The organism is Methylorubrum zatmanii (assembly GCF_014845115.1).
GTDB lineage: Bacteria > Pseudomonadota > Alphaproteobacteria > Rhizobiales > Beijerinckiaceae > Methylobacterium > Methylobacterium zatmanii.
The window spans coordinates 1-14,685 of the sequence record NZ_NKUI01000103.1 but is presented as its reverse complement, the minus strand read 5'-3'; the positions used below and the strand labels follow the sequence as shown (position 1 = coordinate 14,685).

Annotated in this window: 14 protein-coding genes; 4 read left to right on the top strand and 10 right to left on the bottom strand. The window is 67.9% G+C overall.

Annotated elements, in window-relative coordinates; all coding sequences use genetic code 11:
• Positions 1-7: 7 nt before the first annotated feature.
• From MZTS_RS13545 to MZTS_RS13520, 6 genes are all read right to left on the bottom strand, one after another.
• Entirely contained in the window at positions 8-193 is a 186-nt protein-coding gene (locus MZTS_RS13545; protein WP_009864346.1) for a hypothetical protein, read from the bottom strand.
• Between the two features lie 144 nt (positions 194-337).
• Positions 338-547: a hypothetical protein gene (locus tag MZTS_RS13540; protein ID WP_009864345.1), complete on the bottom strand. Its 210-nt coding sequence runs from the start codon at positions 545-547 to the stop codon at positions 338-340.
• Between the two features lie 106 nt (positions 548-653).
• Entirely contained in the window at positions 654-1,844 is a 1,191-nt protein-coding gene (gene glcE / locus MZTS_RS13535; protein WP_192284244.1) for a glycolate oxidase subunit GlcE, read from the bottom strand.
• A 121-nt stretch (positions 1,845-1,965) separates the two neighbouring features.
• Positions 1,966-3,411, bottom strand: coding sequence for a lipopolysaccharide biosynthesis protein (locus tag MZTS_RS13530; RefSeq protein ID WP_192284243.1), 1,446 nt, complete (start codon positions 3,409-3,411; stop codon positions 1,966-1,968).
• A gap of 175 nt (positions 3,412-3,586) precedes the next feature.
• The gene (locus MZTS_RS13525; RefSeq protein WP_192284242.1) at positions 3,587-5,473 is read right to left on the bottom strand and encodes a transglycosylase SLT domain-containing protein; all 1,887 of its coding nucleotides are present in this window, start codon (positions 5,471-5,473) and stop codon (positions 3,587-3,589) included.
• Positions 5,474-5,895: 422 nt separating this feature from the next.
• The gene (locus tag MZTS_RS13520; protein ID WP_192284241.1) at positions 5,896-6,900 is read right to left on the bottom strand and encodes a magnesium transporter CorA family protein; all 1,005 of its coding nucleotides are present in this window, start codon (positions 6,898-6,900) and stop codon (positions 5,896-5,898) included.
• 216 nt (positions 6,901-7,116) lie between these two features.
• On the opposite strand from MZTS_RS13520, the gene groES reads away from it, so the two are divergent.
• From groES to MZTS_RS13505, 3 genes are all read left to right on the top strand, one after another.
• On the top strand, positions 7,117-7,407 hold the full coding sequence (groES, locus tag MZTS_RS13515; protein ID WP_012457015.1) for a co-chaperone GroES: 291 nt from the start codon (positions 7,117-7,119) through the stop codon (positions 7,405-7,407).
• Between the two features lie 86 nt (positions 7,408-7,493).
• Positions 7,494-9,134 (top strand): chaperonin GroEL, encoded by a 1,641-nt coding sequence (gene groL / locus MZTS_RS13510; protein WP_192284240.1) that lies wholly within the window; start codon positions 7,494-7,496, stop codon positions 9,132-9,134.
• Positions 9,135-9,401: 267 nt separating this feature from the next.
• A complete protein-coding gene (locus MZTS_RS13505) occupies positions 9,402-9,626 on the top strand; it encodes a hypothetical protein (protein ID WP_246482111.1) in 225 nt (74 codons plus the stop codon).
• A gap of 107 nt (positions 9,627-9,733) precedes the next feature.
• Here the strand turns inward: MZTS_RS13505 and MZTS_RS13500 are convergent, their stop codons facing one another.
• Together MZTS_RS13500 and MZTS_RS13495 are read right to left on the bottom strand one after the other, a co-directional pair.
• Positions 9,734-10,264 (bottom strand): hypothetical protein, encoded by a 531-nt coding sequence (locus tag MZTS_RS13500; protein WP_192284239.1) that lies wholly within the window; start codon positions 10,262-10,264, stop codon positions 9,734-9,736.
• Positions 10,254-11,153, bottom strand: a complete 900-nt coding sequence (locus MZTS_RS13495; protein WP_192284238.1) for an AAA family ATPase — start codon at positions 11,151-11,153, stop codon at positions 10,254-10,256. Before MZTS_RS13495 ends, MZTS_RS13500 begins: the two co-directional genes overlap by 11 nt.
• 369 nt (positions 11,154-11,522) lie before the next feature.
• On the opposite strand from MZTS_RS13495, the gene MZTS_RS13490 reads away from it, so the two are divergent.
• Positions 11,523-11,921, top strand: a complete 399-nt coding sequence (locus tag MZTS_RS13490) for an MAPEG family protein (RefSeq protein WP_192284237.1) — start codon at positions 11,523-11,525, stop codon at positions 11,919-11,921.
• A 33-nt stretch (positions 11,922-11,954) separates the two neighbouring features.
• Here the strand turns inward: MZTS_RS13490 and MZTS_RS13485 are convergent, their stop codons facing one another.
• Both MZTS_RS13485 and MZTS_RS13480 read right to left on the bottom strand, forming a co-directional pair.
• Positions 11,955-13,022 (bottom strand): adenylate/guanylate cyclase domain-containing protein, encoded by a 1,068-nt coding sequence (locus tag MZTS_RS13485; protein WP_192284236.1) that lies wholly within the window; start codon positions 13,020-13,022, stop codon positions 11,955-11,957.
• 258 nt (positions 13,023-13,280) lie between these two features.
• Positions 13,281-14,685, bottom strand: a 1,405-nt coding sequence (locus MZTS_RS13480; RefSeq protein WP_281397045.1) for a transglycosylase domain-containing protein, incomplete at its 5' end; no start/stop codon positions are given.

Here is a 14,685-nt window from a genome sequence, read left to right as displayed (position 1 = left end):
CGTGACCTCAGATGCGCTCGCCGCCCCTGGCGGCACGGATCGGCTCGCAGATCTTCGGGCTGATCCGGTCGAGATGCTCGCAGGCATGGCTCTCGTACCAGCCGCGCAGCTCGGGCTGACCCGGCGCGATATACATCGCCGTCAGCACGAAACCACCCGCGAGCAGGATCAGCAGAAGGAGAAGGTTGCGCAACGGTGGGCTCCACTCGGACGGGCCTCGATGTGGAGACCGGCATTCCCGCGGCAGACGCACGAGAACCGCCGGAGTTCCATCGCGTTGGTTCGGCCCCCAGGTCATTTCGCGCACCAACCGGTGACGCGCTTTCGCGGCGACGCCTTAGCGGCGGATGTCCTGAAGGGTCTGCGGCCGCGCATGGGTGAGTGGCCCCTGGGTGCCGGGCAGGAGCCCCAGATCCTGGAGCCAGATCAGGGCGAGGACCGAGCCGATCAGGCTCGCGACCCCCATCAGGATGGTGAGGTGCCGCCGCCGCACCACCATCAGGACCAGCACGCCCAGAAGCGCGAGCGAGAGCACGAGTTTCAGCATGGGGCACCTTCCGAGACGGCCCGCCCCGTCCAGCTTCGACCGATCGCTCCAGCCCACCGGATCGTGGCTTCGCTGGAAAAGGACGAGGGTCTCAACGAAACCGCGATCAAATTCCGGCATACATCCGGCCGGGGTTGAAGATGCCCGCCGGATCGTGCGCCGCCTTGATCCCGGCGGTGATCCGCATCAGCGGCTCGGGCAGCGGCTCGAACACGGGGACCGCCGCGCGGGTGGCCTCGGGTGCCCGCACCAGCGTGGCATGGCCGGTCCCCGCCGCCTTTACCGCGGCACGGATCACGGCGGCCCCGGCATCGTCGGAGGCATCGGTGGCGAGCCAGATCAGGCCGCCGCCCCAATCGTAGAACCAGCGCGCGGGGCGGCCGGCCGCAATCGCGGCGGTCACCGCCGGCCCATGGGTCGGAGCGGTGGAGATGCGCCAGACCGCGGCCTCGCGGGGCTCGGCCAGGGGGGTGCCGTCGCGCACCGCCCGCCAGAGCGCGGCGCTGTCCGCGCCCTCGACGATCTGCGCGTCCCCATGGCGCCGCAGCAGGCGGCGCAGCTCGCCGAGGCGGTAGCCCACCGATGAGGCGAAGCCCTCGACGCGCATCAGGGTGCGCGGCTCGGGCCCGGCGATGCCCGCCGGCAGGTGGGCGGCACCGGTCAGTTCGAAGGGTGAGCCGAGAGCCGCCGAGAGCGCCTCCACCGCCTCCGTGTCGACGAGCCCCGCCAGCACCAGGGTCGCCACCCGCTCCTGCACCGGCAGCACCTTGAAGGTGACCTCGGTCAGAAGGCCGAGCGTCCCCCAGGAGCCGGACATCAGCTTCACGAGATCGAGGCCGGTGACGTTCTTCATCACCCGCCCGCCGGACTTGATCGGCTGGCCCCTGCCGTTGACGAAACGCACGCCGATCAGGCTGTCGCGGGCCGCGCCCGCATTGATCCGGCGCGGACCGGAATTGTTGGCCGCCGCCACGGCGCCGAAGGTCGGCTCGCCGCTGGAGCCGAGGAGCGGGCGGTGGTCCATCGGCTCGAACGGCAGCATCTGCCCCCGCCCGGCGAGCAGCGCCTCGACCTCGGCGAGCGGCGTCCCCGCACGGGCCGCGACCACCATCTCCGCCGGCTCGTACAGGGTGATCCCGGTGAGGCCGGCGGCCGAGAGCGTCGCCTCGTCCTGGGGCGGGCGGCCGAACGCGGCCTTGGTGCCGCCGCCGACGAGACGCAGCGGTTCCGACCGGCCGGCGGCCTGCGCCACGATGGCGGCCGCCTCCTGCTCGCTGGCCGGCGCGTATGTGGTCATCGTTTCCGTCCCAGGCTTCTTCTGGACATTTTTCTCAACCGGCCGGACCAAACCCCGATTGAGCGGGCGTGGCAAGCGGGAGGCGACACGCCGGACTTGACGGGCCGGGCTTGAGCCCCTCCTACCGGACCACCGCCGGCAGCCGCTTCGGGAACCGCTCCCGCACCGTGCTGCGCAGTCCGGCGATATCGAGGAACCAGACGAGCGCGCCGTAGACCAGCACGCCTGCGCCGATGCAGGCCGGCAGGGCGAGCAGCGGCTCCAGGCCGCGGAACGGCAGGACCGTCAGCAGCATGGCGAGGCAGGCACCGGCGGTGAGGGCGAGGTCGCGTCCCGGCAGGCGCAGGCGGTTGCGGCCGCTCAGGGCGCGGGCGCCGAGCAGGACGACCGCCGCGACGAGGCCCAGCGTCTGGGCGACGGCGACGCCCATCGGTCCCATCAGCCGGGGCAGGAGCAGGAGGCCGAGGCCATTGACGGCGAGCCCCAGCAGCGCGGCGGCCACCACCGGGCCCGTCCGCCGCCGGATCTGGAAGATCGGGTTGAGGGCGAAGTTCATCATCGAGAGGCAGAACAGCCCCGGGATCAACAGGTCGGTGTAATCCGCGAACGGCCCCCGGAAGGCCTCGGGCACGATCAGCGCCTGGAGCGCGGGCGTCACCGCCCAGTAGCCCGCCGCGCAGGGCAGGAGCAGCGCCACCACCACGGCGATGTTGCGCGACACCTGCGCCTCCGCCGCCTCGCGGCCGTGATGCTCCTCCGCCTGCACGGCGATCTGGAACAGCAGCAGATCGAGGGCGGCACCCAGCGTCGAGAAGGCCCGCGATCCGAGATCGGCGGCGAGGGCGAAATAGCCCGCCTCGGCGAAGCCGGCCGTGCCGGCGATGGCACTGCGGTTGAGGAACGGCATGATCTGGTAGACGGCGTTGGCCGCGATCAGAGGCAGGCCGTACACCGCGAACAGGCGCAGGGTCTCACGACCCCGGCCATGGGGGAGGGCGGGCGCGTCCCCGAGGATCTTGCGCAGGGGCAGCACCGCCAGAAACTGGCTCATCCCCCCGGCGATCAGCACCCAGACCGGCTGGGGAAACAGCCAGGCAGTGCCGGCCATCAGCACGAAGGCGAGGGCGTTCTTCCACACCACCAGCCGAAGATAGGCGCCGCCGATGAAGCGGGCGCGGGCGAGCGCCGCGTGATAGTCGAACAGGCCGATACCGATGGCCGCGACCATGGTGCCGGCGGTCATGACCAGACGACCCTCCGGCGTCGGATCGACGGCGAGCCCGAGCCCGGCGCAGAGGGCGGCGGCGGCGAACAGGGCGAGGGCGACGACGGCGTAGGCCCGGTCGAGCCCCTGGCGGATCCAGGGCTCGGCCTCGCGCACCCGCGCCGAATAGAAACGCGTCGCCGAGAGCCGCAGCCATTCGAACAGCAGGGTGTTGAGCACCACCGCCCCCGCCGTCGCGAGGGCGAAGCGGCCGAAATCCGCCGGCCCGAGCATCCGGGCGATGGCGATGCCGAGGACGAAGTTCAGCCCGGCATTGAGGACGAAGGCGGCGATGACGGCCATGGATGATCGGTCCCGCTCGGGGTCTGCCGTCCGTTCGGAGCGCGCGACGGCAGATTTGCGGCGAGAGCCGAAAAAAGCCTGAACACCCGGACGGGCCCGTCGGGGCTGAAAGCCGGGCTTCGCCGGTCCTCTGCCCCGTAGCCCATTGCCCCGTAGCCCATGCCGGTGCCCGGTCCTACAACAGCTTCGAGACCTCGAAGTGCATCCCGTCGAGACGCGTACGGAAATGGCCGCCCCAGAAGAAGCCGTGCTTGTTGGCGATCTCGACGAGTTCGCGCACCGATCCCTTCTTGCCGGCCAGCGGCGGCATCTGGTTGAGCGGGTTGAAAGCGGCATTGATGTCGAAAGCCGCTCCGAAGGCGTGACAGCTGAGCGATGCCTTCGATCCCCTGATGAGGCGCGGCACGAAGCTGCCGTCGAACGTTAGGATGCGATCAAAAAGCCCCTCCCGCTCCCACTCGGCCCAGAGCGCCTGCAATTGCGGCGCCGCCCTGCGGTTGAAGGGAAAGGCGAACGGCCCCGGCCGACCCGCGACGCTCCCGGCAGAGACGGTTACGTTCACGATCTCATGCGCGTCCCATCCGTCCGTGATTCTGATATGCTCCGGATTGTTCGGCTGCGGATCGAGGACGTAGGCGAAGGTTCCGAACAGGGCCTGACGCGCGGCCGTGTCCTTCAGCGGACGGAAGTTCGGGAGGGGCGGGTAGTCCGCGCCGGATTTGCTGATGAACGGCCTCGCGACACCGGTGGCGGCACCGAGCGCGACGGCGAAGCTCGGCGTGCCTCCAGACCCCCAGCCATCCTTGGCCGAGAGCAGCATGCAGTCGTTGAACCAGCCGATCCAGCGGTCGATATGCTGGCCCGTCCCCGCCGGGTAGCAATAGATCCGCCAGCGATTCTTGATTCCGTCGTCACGGCGCAGGGAACCGGCATTGTAGGCCGCCGCGACCAGCGGAGGATCGAAATGCGTCTGCACGCGCTGCTGCGCGATGTAGGCCGTGCCGGCGGCGATCGAGGTTGCCGGATCGAGCAGGTCGTCGGCCTTGAGCGTCCGGCGGCCGAGTGCACCGCGCGCCGTCTGAACGAGGGTCTGCATCAGTCCGACGCTCTCGTCGTTGACTCGCGGTTCCCGGCGCCGCGCGTTCGGATCGCCCGAACTCTCGGCGGCGATCGTCGCCACGATCAATTCGACCGGTACGCCGTAGGTGCGGGCATTGGCGGCGCAGACCTCGCCGTATCGCGTCCAGATCTTCCCGACGGTCACCGGTTGTCCGTAGGTGCCCTGAGGCGCGGCACCGTCGATGGCGATTCCCTGCTTCTGCAGGGCCCAGTTCACGCTCTCCGGAAAGAGGTGATGGGGCTTCGTCAGCCCATCGAGCGCCTCACGGAGGGTGTCCGCATCGGCCGGCTTGGCGGGCTCCAAGGGAAGCGCATCGGATGCGCCGATCGGAGCGGTCTGAGCAGCCGCGTCGGCGGCAGGAGCCCCCGCGTAAGGAACCGCTTCGCGTGCGGCTACCCGCTCGATGCCCTCGCCCAGGTTGCGGACGGCTGCGGAGATGACGTCGCTCTTCTCCTTCGAGCCCTGGCTGCTGCCGTAGTAGAACGACACGATCGTCGCGGCGATGCCGTTGATGAAGCCGACGGCGGTTCCGATCAGCCCGAAGGCCGCGGTCGTCAGTTGAGCCTTGTTCGGATCGAGTTCGATTTTGCCGAGTGCGACGTAGAGAGACCCGGCGATCATCAGGAACATGCCGACGATCGCGATCCCGACGATCGTCATGCCGGCATTGAACGTCCGAAGCGCCAAACCTGTCGCCTGCTGGAAATCGCCGGCTCTTTTGCGGTCCTCGACCTCGATCTCGGCGAAGCGGATCCCTGCGTTGATCTCGTATTGCCGCAGTTCCATCTCTGCCTTCTTCAGATCGAAGATGAGCTGCGGATTGCCGGCATTGGACTGAACGATGTCCTTGACCTGGGCCGGGGACAGCGGCGGCTTCGGCTGCGCCGGATCGGCAGCGGGCGCGGCAGGCTCCGGTAAGTACTTGTCCAGCACGCCCGACACGACGGAAGCCGCAATCGTGCTGAAGGGCGGCGGCAAGCCGAGTGCGGTCAGAAGGGTGGGCGCCGCGGATCTCAAAATCGTTTTGACGAAATCCGGTATCTCCATCGTTCGACCCTCCGCCCGAAATACGATCCAAGCCAGAATCAGCACTCGAAAGGATTTGATTATCGAACTCTAGATTGTTATCGGACGATTGCAAGCACCCGGATCGAGTGGCCAGGACCAATGAATGCCGAAAATAACTCAATAAACACCTGTTGTTATAGATTTTATTTCAATATGCCTAGCGCAAATTCTTAGAAATTTTTGGAAATATTTACAACAATTCAACTCGAGATCGCGCAAAACGACCGTCAAATAATTTAAGAAATACCTCAACTGAATGCTCTGCGCATTCGTCGCGATCTGATGCCTCCCCAACCTCACAGCCACCCCTTCACACGGAAGAAGACGAGCGGCAAAACGGCCGAGACGGCGATCAGCGCGAGTCCATACGGATAGCCATAGGCCCAGTCGAGTTCGGGCATGTGCTTGAAGTTCATGCCGTAGATCGAGGCCACCAGCGTCGGCGGCACGCCGACCACCGACACGACGGTGAGAACGCGGAAGGCGTTGTTCTGCTCGATGTTGATGAGCCCGAGCGTCGCGTCGAGCAGGAACTGGACGGTGTCGGAGAGACGGGTCTCGAATTCGTCGAGCGAGGCGATGTCCTGCCCCAGGGTGTCGAAGCGGGGGAGGTCGTCCTCACCGAGAGCCTGATCGCACTCGTTCTTGACGAAGGCGGTGATGCGCCCGAGGCCGAGCAGGCTCGCGCGGACTTTGGCAAGCGATTTTCCGTGGCGCCCGACCGAACGGAGAAGGCGGCGCAGCGCGAGGTCGCGACGCTTCGGGGCGGTGGCGTCGCCCTTGCGGGCGCCGGGCCGGGCGCCGGCATCGAAGTCGAAGATGCGGGTCGACAGATTGTCGAGGTCGCCCGACATCTCCTCCAGCAGGTCGGCGAGGTTGTCGACCAACTCCTCGACCACCAGCAGGAACATCCGCGTGCTGGTGCTGCCGTCGCCGTCCCCGTCATCCACACGCTTGCGCACCGCCGCGAACGCCCGCATGTCGTGGTAGCGCACGGTCACGAAATGATCGGCGGTGAGCAGGAAGCCGAGGGGCTTGAGGCTGAAATCCGAACGGTCGAAGGTGACCATCGGCGTCGAGAGCGAGAGTCCGTCCCGGTTGCGGCGCAGGCGACTCGACGATTCGACCTCGCTCAGAGCCGACCGCGATGGGATGCGAATGCCCGTCGTCCGCTCGACCTTCGCTGCCTCTTCGGCGGTCGGATCGTTCAGATCGATCCAGACGGTCTGCGCCGGCAGGCTCCCGTCGCTCCCCGAGCCACCGTGATCGACCGCCCCTTGCGGCCCGTGCAGGCTGATCATCGGGACGGCTTTTCCCCGGTATTCGGATCGCTGGAAAAATTCGTGCAGAAACGCCGCAGCCTGGGAAAAGCTGCGCCTTGACTCGCAAACGGCGCGCGCCTATCTCGCGGCCGTCGTTAGCACTCACTCCTTAGGAGTGCTAACAAACAGGGTGGAGCGCGGCCGGTTCCCGGCCGCATGAAGACCAACCGCCATTCTGAAGCAAGAGGGCAGCTCATGAAGTTCCGTCCGCTGCACGACCGCGTCGTCGTCCGCCGCATCGAGAGCGAAGAGAAGACGAAGGGCGGCATCATCATCCCGGATACCGCCAAGGAGAAGCCGCAGGAGGGGGAGATCGTCGCCGTCGGTCCGGGCGCCCGTGACGAGCAGGGCCGCGTCAACGCCCTCGACGTCAAGGTCGGCGACCGGGTGCTGTTCGGCAAGTGGTCCGGCACCGAGGTCAAGATCGACGGCCAGGATCTCCTGATCATGAAGGAATCCGACATCATGGGCGTCGTCGCCGCCTAAGGCAGCCGCCCGTCCCACCGCCCTTCGAGGCCGCCTCGCGCCGGCTTCAGGGCTTTCCGACACTCTCATTTGAGGCAGGTACTCACATGGCAGCGAAAGACGTTCGTTTCTCCGCCGACGCTCGCGACAAGATGCTGCGCGGCGTCGACATCCTCGCGGATGCCGTCAAGGTCACCCTCGGCCCCAAGGGCCGCAACGTCGTCATCGAGAAGAGCTTCGGCGCCCCCCGCATCACCAAGGACGGTGTGACGGTCGCCAAGGAGATCGAGCTCGCCGACAAGTTCGAGAACATGGGCGCCCAGATGGTGCGCGAAGTGGCCTCGAAGACCAACGACATCGCCGGTGACGGCACCACCACCGCGACCGTGTTGGCCCAGGCCATCGTCCGCGAGGGCGCCAAGTTCGTCGCCGCCGGCATCAACCCGATGGACCTGAAGCGCGGCATCGACCTCGCCACCCAGGCCGCCGTCAAGGACATCACGAACCGCGCCAAGAAGGTCGCCTCCTCCGAAGAGGTCGCCCAGGTCGGCACGATCTCCGCCAACGGCGACAAGGAGATCGGCGAGATGATCGCCCACGCCATGCAGAAGGTGGGCAACGAGGGCGTCATCACCGTCGAGGAGGCCAAGACCGCCGACACGGAACTCGACGTCGTCGAGGGCATGCAGTTCGACCGCGGCTACCTCTCCCCGTACTTCGTCACGAACGCGGAGAAGATGGTCGCCGAGCTCGAGGATCCCTACATCCTCATCCACGAGAAGAAGCTCTCCTCGCTGCAGCCGATGCTGCCGGTCCTCGAGGCCGTGGTGCAGACCGGCAAGCCGCTCCTCATCATCGCCGAGGACATCGAGGGCGAGGCTCTGGCCACCCTCGTCGTCAACAAGCTGCGCGGTGGCCTCAAGGTCGCTGCCGTGAAGGCTCCGGGCTTCGGTGATCGCCGCAAGGCGATGCTCGAGGACATCGCGATCCTCACCAAGGGTCAGACCATCTCCGAGGATCTCGGCATCAAGCTCGAGAACGTCGCCCTGCCGATGCTCGGCCGCGCCAAGCGCGTCCGCATCGAGAAGGAGAACACCACGATCATCGACGGTCTCGGCGAGAAGGCCGACATCGAGGCCCGCGTCGGCCAGATCAAGGCGCAGATCGAGGAGACCACCTCGGACTACGACCGTGAGAAGCTCCAGGAGCGACTGGCCAAGCTCGCCGGCGGCGTCGCGGTGATCCGCGTCGGCGGCGCGACCGAGGTCGAGGTCAAGGAGAAGAAGGACCGCGTCGACGACGCGCTCAACGCCACCCGCGCTGCGGTGGAAGAGGGCATCGTCCCCGGCGGCGGCACGGCTCTGCTCCGCGCCAAGAAGGCGGTCGCCGAGCTGAAGTCCGACGTTCCGGACGTCCAGGCCGGCATCAAGATCGTCCTCAAGGCGCTTGAGGCCCCGATCCGTCAGATCGCCCAGAACGCGGGCGTCGAGGGCTCGATCGTGGTCGGCAAGATCACCGACAACACCTCCTCGGAGACCTTCGGCTTCAACGCCCAGACCGAAGAGTATGTCGACATGATCCAGGCCGGCATCGTCGATCCGGCCAAGGTGGTCCGTACCGCCCTGCAGGACGCGGCCTCCGTCGCCGGCCTGCTGGTGACCACGGAAGCCATGGTCGCCGACGCGCCGAAGAAGGACAGCCCCGCTCCGGCCATGCCGGGCGGCGGCATGGGCGGCATGGACTTCTAAGTCCAGGCTCCCAGCGAGAGATGGCAGAGGGGTCGCCGCGAGGCGGCCCCTTTTTCGTCTGTGCGATCCCGGCGGGAAGAGGCATCCCGCGCCAAGCTGAGAATGCATGGCTCGCGCGAGGGAAAAGCGCGGCGTTCCTATCCTATGCGGTAGCCGCCGACAGAGTGTGCCGCCAGCCTGATCCGCGTTGTTGGCGAGATCTCTGCGAGCACCGTGACAGACCGAGAACCTCCGAGACCCCAGCGATCCCTGCCCGCCCGCGACGACATGCTGAGCCTGATGCGGATGCTGACGGAGGGGATCCGAATCGACAGCCTGATGGCCGAGCAGCTGTCCCGGATCTCGGATCGTGCGCGACTCTGCGGCGAGGCGGAGATGGCCGACGGCCTGCTCGGCGTCGTGCGCCAGCACCGGGTCGCCGTACTGGAAGGCCAAGGCCGGCTGTCCGCCCTCGAAGAGGATTATGCGGTCCTGTTCCCGGACGAGCGGTAGGCCGCGGCCCGATCGCTCGCTGAAGGTCGACGCTTCATACCGTGTCTGGTCGATCGCCTCGGGATTTGCCGCGCTCGGTCATCGCGAGCGTCAGCGCGGATCCCGTATCAGCCCTTCTTCTTGGCCTTTTCGGCTTTGTCCTTCTTGGACTTCCCCTTCTTGTCCCGGTCCTCCCGGCCAGCGGGCGGATCGTGATCCTTGCCGTCCCAGATCGCGGCGAAGGGGCGGCTACCGAGGGCGCGCTCCGGCTGCGCCTCGGCCGCCGGAACCGGCTGCGATCCCGCCTCGACGCGCTCCTCGCCCTTGCGGAAGGGGGCGTCGCCCGCAGCCAGGGCGGCCAGGCGGTGGCGGTGCCAACCCGGTGTCGCCGTCTTCAGGGAAGGGTGGTGAGGATCGAGGCGGGTCACGAGTCCCTTCACCTCCCCCTCGCTCATGCCATCGGCGATCAGGGCGAAGCTCTCGGTGCCGAGCACCTCGCGGATGAGGCGCAGGGACGCCACGCGCAGGCTGCGTGCCTTCAGCTGCTTCACGACCAGGGCGCGGGCCGCCCTGGGGATCTCGGCGCGGATGTCGGGGAACGCCTCCGGCGCGGAGGCAATCGCCTGCATCACCGCGTTGCCGTCGACATCAAGAGCCATGGAGGATGTCCTTCACTTCCGCGACGAGGGGAATCAACACACTCGGAACATGGGCGCCGTATTTGGCGGAAAAGGTCGGTGGCGCGCCGGGGCTGGGAACCAGCGCGTCGGCCAGGGCCGCCGCCTGCGGGATACGGGTTTCGAGAAGCTTGAAGCCGGCATCCTCGGCCTCCGCTTCCGCCTGAAGGCGAGCCAAGGTCTGCTGATGCTGCCGGACCTGGGCCTGGAAGCGGGTGACGAGGACGTGCGGCGCGCTCTTCGGGGCGATCTGGCTCGCCTGCCGGCTGGAGCGCCGCCAGATCGTCTCGACGAAAGCGTTGAGCCCGTAAGTGGACAGGAAATCCGGGATCGAGGTGACGAGGACGAGGTCGGAGGCGCGCACCGCCACCTCGGTCATCGGCGAGATGCCCGGCGCACAATCGAAGAAGACGTAGTCGTAGCTCTTGGCCAGCGGCACGAAATCGTCCTGAAAGATCGTCCACAGCCTGTCCTCGATGGCGTGCATCGAGAATTTCCGCTCGGTCAGCTCGTACAGGATCTCGCGCTCCACGAGGCGCAGATGCGGGCCGGAGGGGAGCAGCGAGAGCGAGAGCGGCGCATTCTTGTGGATGGTCAGGCTGATGCCGGGCTGGATGCGGGCCCGCAGGTCCGGCTTGTGGCGGGTGATGAGCTTGAGCGCGAGATAGGCCTCAAGGGTGCGCCCGCGGGCGATCATCTCACCCAGCAGCCGGTCGCCCGCCAGACAGACGGACACGCTCGCCTGCGGATCGAGATCGATCACCAGAACCCGAGCCCCATCCGCAGCGAAGGCCTCGGCGAGCATGACCACGGTCGTGGTCTTGCCGACGCCGCCCTTCATATTGGCCACCGCGATCAGCTTGCCATCCACCTGCACCCCCTCTCACACCGCCGCGTCGCGGTTCAGCCCGGTCCGCATGCCCGATTGCAAAGCCTGACCGCAACATCTGACGGTCTATAAGTTCCAGCGTGGTGAAGGATGCCCTGGACCGGTGTAGGATCGGCGAACCCGCGCGGCGTCCGAGCGACGACGCCATCCGCCATTCCGAAGGGATCAAGCGGAGGAACATGAGGCCGGCGGATCGAGTGGGATCACGGTTCCCAATTGCGTGTAGGGCGGAACAAGGCGCGCATAATCCTCTTGTGCGAAGCGCCGACGACATTCGCCCCTCACGCGGGCGACGCCGTGTCCGCCCTCCGCGTCAACCCCTGAACCGACGCTTCACCGGAGTTCTTCGCTGTGATGTTTCCGACGACGACAGCCTTCTACGCAGCGATCCTGGGCCTGATCTATGCCGGCTTGTCCGGCTGGGTGATCGGAGGACGGCTCAGCGGCAGCGTCCTGTTCGGGGATGGCGGACAGGACTCGCTTCAGAGGCGCATCCGCTCCCACGGCAATTTCCAGGAATATGTGCCGCTCACCCTGCTGCTGATCGCGCTCTACGAGGCGGGCGGCGGATCGCATGGTTGGGTTCGGGGCCTGCTGATCGTGCTGGTGATCGCCCGCATCCTCCATCCGATCGGCATGCTCGCGCCGGCGAACTCCCCGCGCCAGTTCGCCTGCCGCGGCGGCGGCATTCTCGCGACCCTGATCGTCATGACGATCGCGGCGATCCTGCTGCTGCTTCGGGCCGGCTGAGCGGCGACCTGCATCACGACGCCGGAAAGCGCCCTAAGGTGCGACGGCCAGCCGAGGCGGCACGTCCTGGGACAGGGATGCCGCCGGCTGGCGTTCGAGGGTGGCCACCGAGAGGGGCTGCCCCCGGCCGCGCAGGGCATGGGTGCCGAGCGGGCGGACGGTGACGCCCTCGGGCAGGCGCGGCAGGCGCGACAGCAGATCCTCGGAAATCAGGGTGTCGACTCCGAGGGGCCGGCACAGGGCCTCGACCCGGGCGACCACGTTCACCGCATCGCCGAAATAGGCGATCTTGTGCCGGTCGACCCCGACTTCCGCCGTCACCACCGGGCCACCGTGAATGCCTGCCCGCAGGCGCGGCACTGTGCCGAAGCGAGCCTCCCAGGCCTCCGCCTCCGCCTCGATGCGCGCGCGCACGGCGAAGAGGCACTCGACGCAGCGCGCATCCTTCAGGCCGCGCTCCATCGGCCAAGTGATCATGGCCAGGTCGCCGATATAATCGTCGGTCGAGCCGTGGAAGCGGCGCACGGGCTCGGCGAGGGTGGCGAAGACGGCGCTCAGGTATTCCTGCGCCCGCAGATCCCCGTGGTTCTCGGCGAAGGCGGTGGAACCCACCACGTCGAGGAACAGGAAGATCCGCTCTTCCTCGACCGGGCGGTGATAGCGCCCGACGAGGAAGTTGATGAACACCTCGCCGCCGATCAGGTCGCGCATGCGGATCACGAAGACGAGCAGCGCCGAGACCGCCAGCGCGTAGGCCAGCACCCGCGGCGTGGTGCGCACCGCTTCCGACAAGCTGTCCTGGGTCAGGCCGAGCAGCCAGACGACGAAGCCGCCGAGCGCAGTCCCGACGACGATCATCGCCACGTAGGAGAGTTCCGCCGCGACGACGTAGAGTCCGGCCGGCAGGCGCCGGATCCGCGACTGGACCCCGGCGAGCAGCACGCCGCGATCGAAGGCGAGGGCAGCGATGCCCACGCAGAGACCGTAGGTGAAGCCCGCCGCCGGGGTTTGCCCGCCCGCGAAGATGACGTTGTAGAGAAGCCCGGCCCCGCCCGCAGCGAGCAGGATCAGGAGCCAGAACCAGCGATGGTGCGGCAGCATCAGATTCGGCTCCGATCACCGGCGGGCGAGGTAGCGCCCGTCCCATACACGGCCCGGAGGCCTTGCGGATGGGGATCGGGCAGACGGGTCGACACGCGGGCTCCCTCTCTCGGCGGCCGGGATGCCGCAGGCTCATGCCCGCAACGTGGCGCGAATGTGGCGCCCTGCCGCATGCAGGCTTCGCGCCGTTCACGAAACCGCTCGACCGTTTCCGGCGGGACGCTCTACCCCAGCCCGCCGGGTATTTTCGGAAACCGGCTACTCGCCGACGCCGAACAGCTTCTCCAGGAAGTTGCGGTCGTCCCGGCTCGGGCCCCGTTCCCGCGCGCCGGGCACGGGCCGCGGGGGGAGGGCGGAGGCCGTCTGCTCCGGCTCGCCGAGCAGCGCCCCAATCAGGCCGCCGGGGCCGCTGTCGCGCGGCTCGGCGGGCGCCTCGGGCCTGGGAGCGCGCCAGCGATTCATGCCCGGCAGGCCGACCGGCTTCTCGCCCTTCAGGGCCGTCGTCATGTAGGCCTTCCAGATATCCGCCGGCAGGTTGCCGCCCGAGGCCTTCTTGGTGGGCTCGCCATCGTCGTTGCCGAGCCAGATTCCGGTCACGAGGCTGCCGGAATAGCCGACGAACCACGCGTCGCGGAAATCCTGGCTGGTGCCGGTCTTGCCCGCCAGTTCCCAGCCGGGAATGTCCGCCTTGCGCGCCGTGCCCATGGTGAACACGTCGTGCATCATGGCGTTCATCATCCCGACCGCATTCGGGTCGATCACCCGGCCGAGCCCGCCCTCGCCGCGCTTGTAGAGAACCGTGCCGGTGGCGCTCTTGATGTTGGCGATGACGTAAGGGATCACCCCGGTTCCGCCATTGGCGAAGGCGCAATAGGCGCCGACCAGTTCGAGCGGCGTCACCTCCGAGGTGCCGAGCGCGATCGAGCCATTGGCCTGGAGCGGGGAGGAGATGCCGAGCCGCTGGGCGGTCTGCGCCACCGCTTTCGGGCCGACCTCCTGACCGAGCTTCACCGCCACCGTGTTCAGCGAGAGCGCCAGGGCCTCGCGCAGGGACACCGCGCCGCGATAATTATGGGAGTAGTTCTCCGGCGCCCAGTTGCCGATGCGCACCGGCGCATCCTCGCGCATGGTGTCGGGCGTCAGGCCCCGCTCGACGGCGGCGAGGTAGACGAAGGGCTTGAAGGCCGAGCCCGGCTGGCGCTTGGCGGTGGTGGCGCGGTTGAACTGGCTCTGGGCGTAATCGCGTCCGCCCACCAGCGCCCGGATCGCCCCGTCCGGCCGCATGGAGACGAGCGCGCCCTGGGCGACGTTGTAGCGGGCGCCCTTCGCGTTCAGCTCGTCGGTGAGGGCCTTCTCGGCCGCCGCCTGGAAGCCGGCATCCACGGTGGTGGAAACGACGATGTCCTCGTCGAATTTCGGCAGGAAGTCGTCGAGCACATCCATCACGAGGTCGGCGACATAGTTCGGCGAGCCGCCGCCGCGGGTCGAGGCGGGCCGCGCCGGCTGGGCGAGGGCGAGCTTCACATCCGCCGGCTTGGCGAAACCGAGCTCCTCCATGGCCGCGAGCACTTGGACGGCGCGCGCCTGCGCCGCCTTCAGGTTGCGGTTGGGCGCGAGCCGGGAGGGCGCCTGCACCAGACCGCCGAGCATGGCGGCCTCCGCC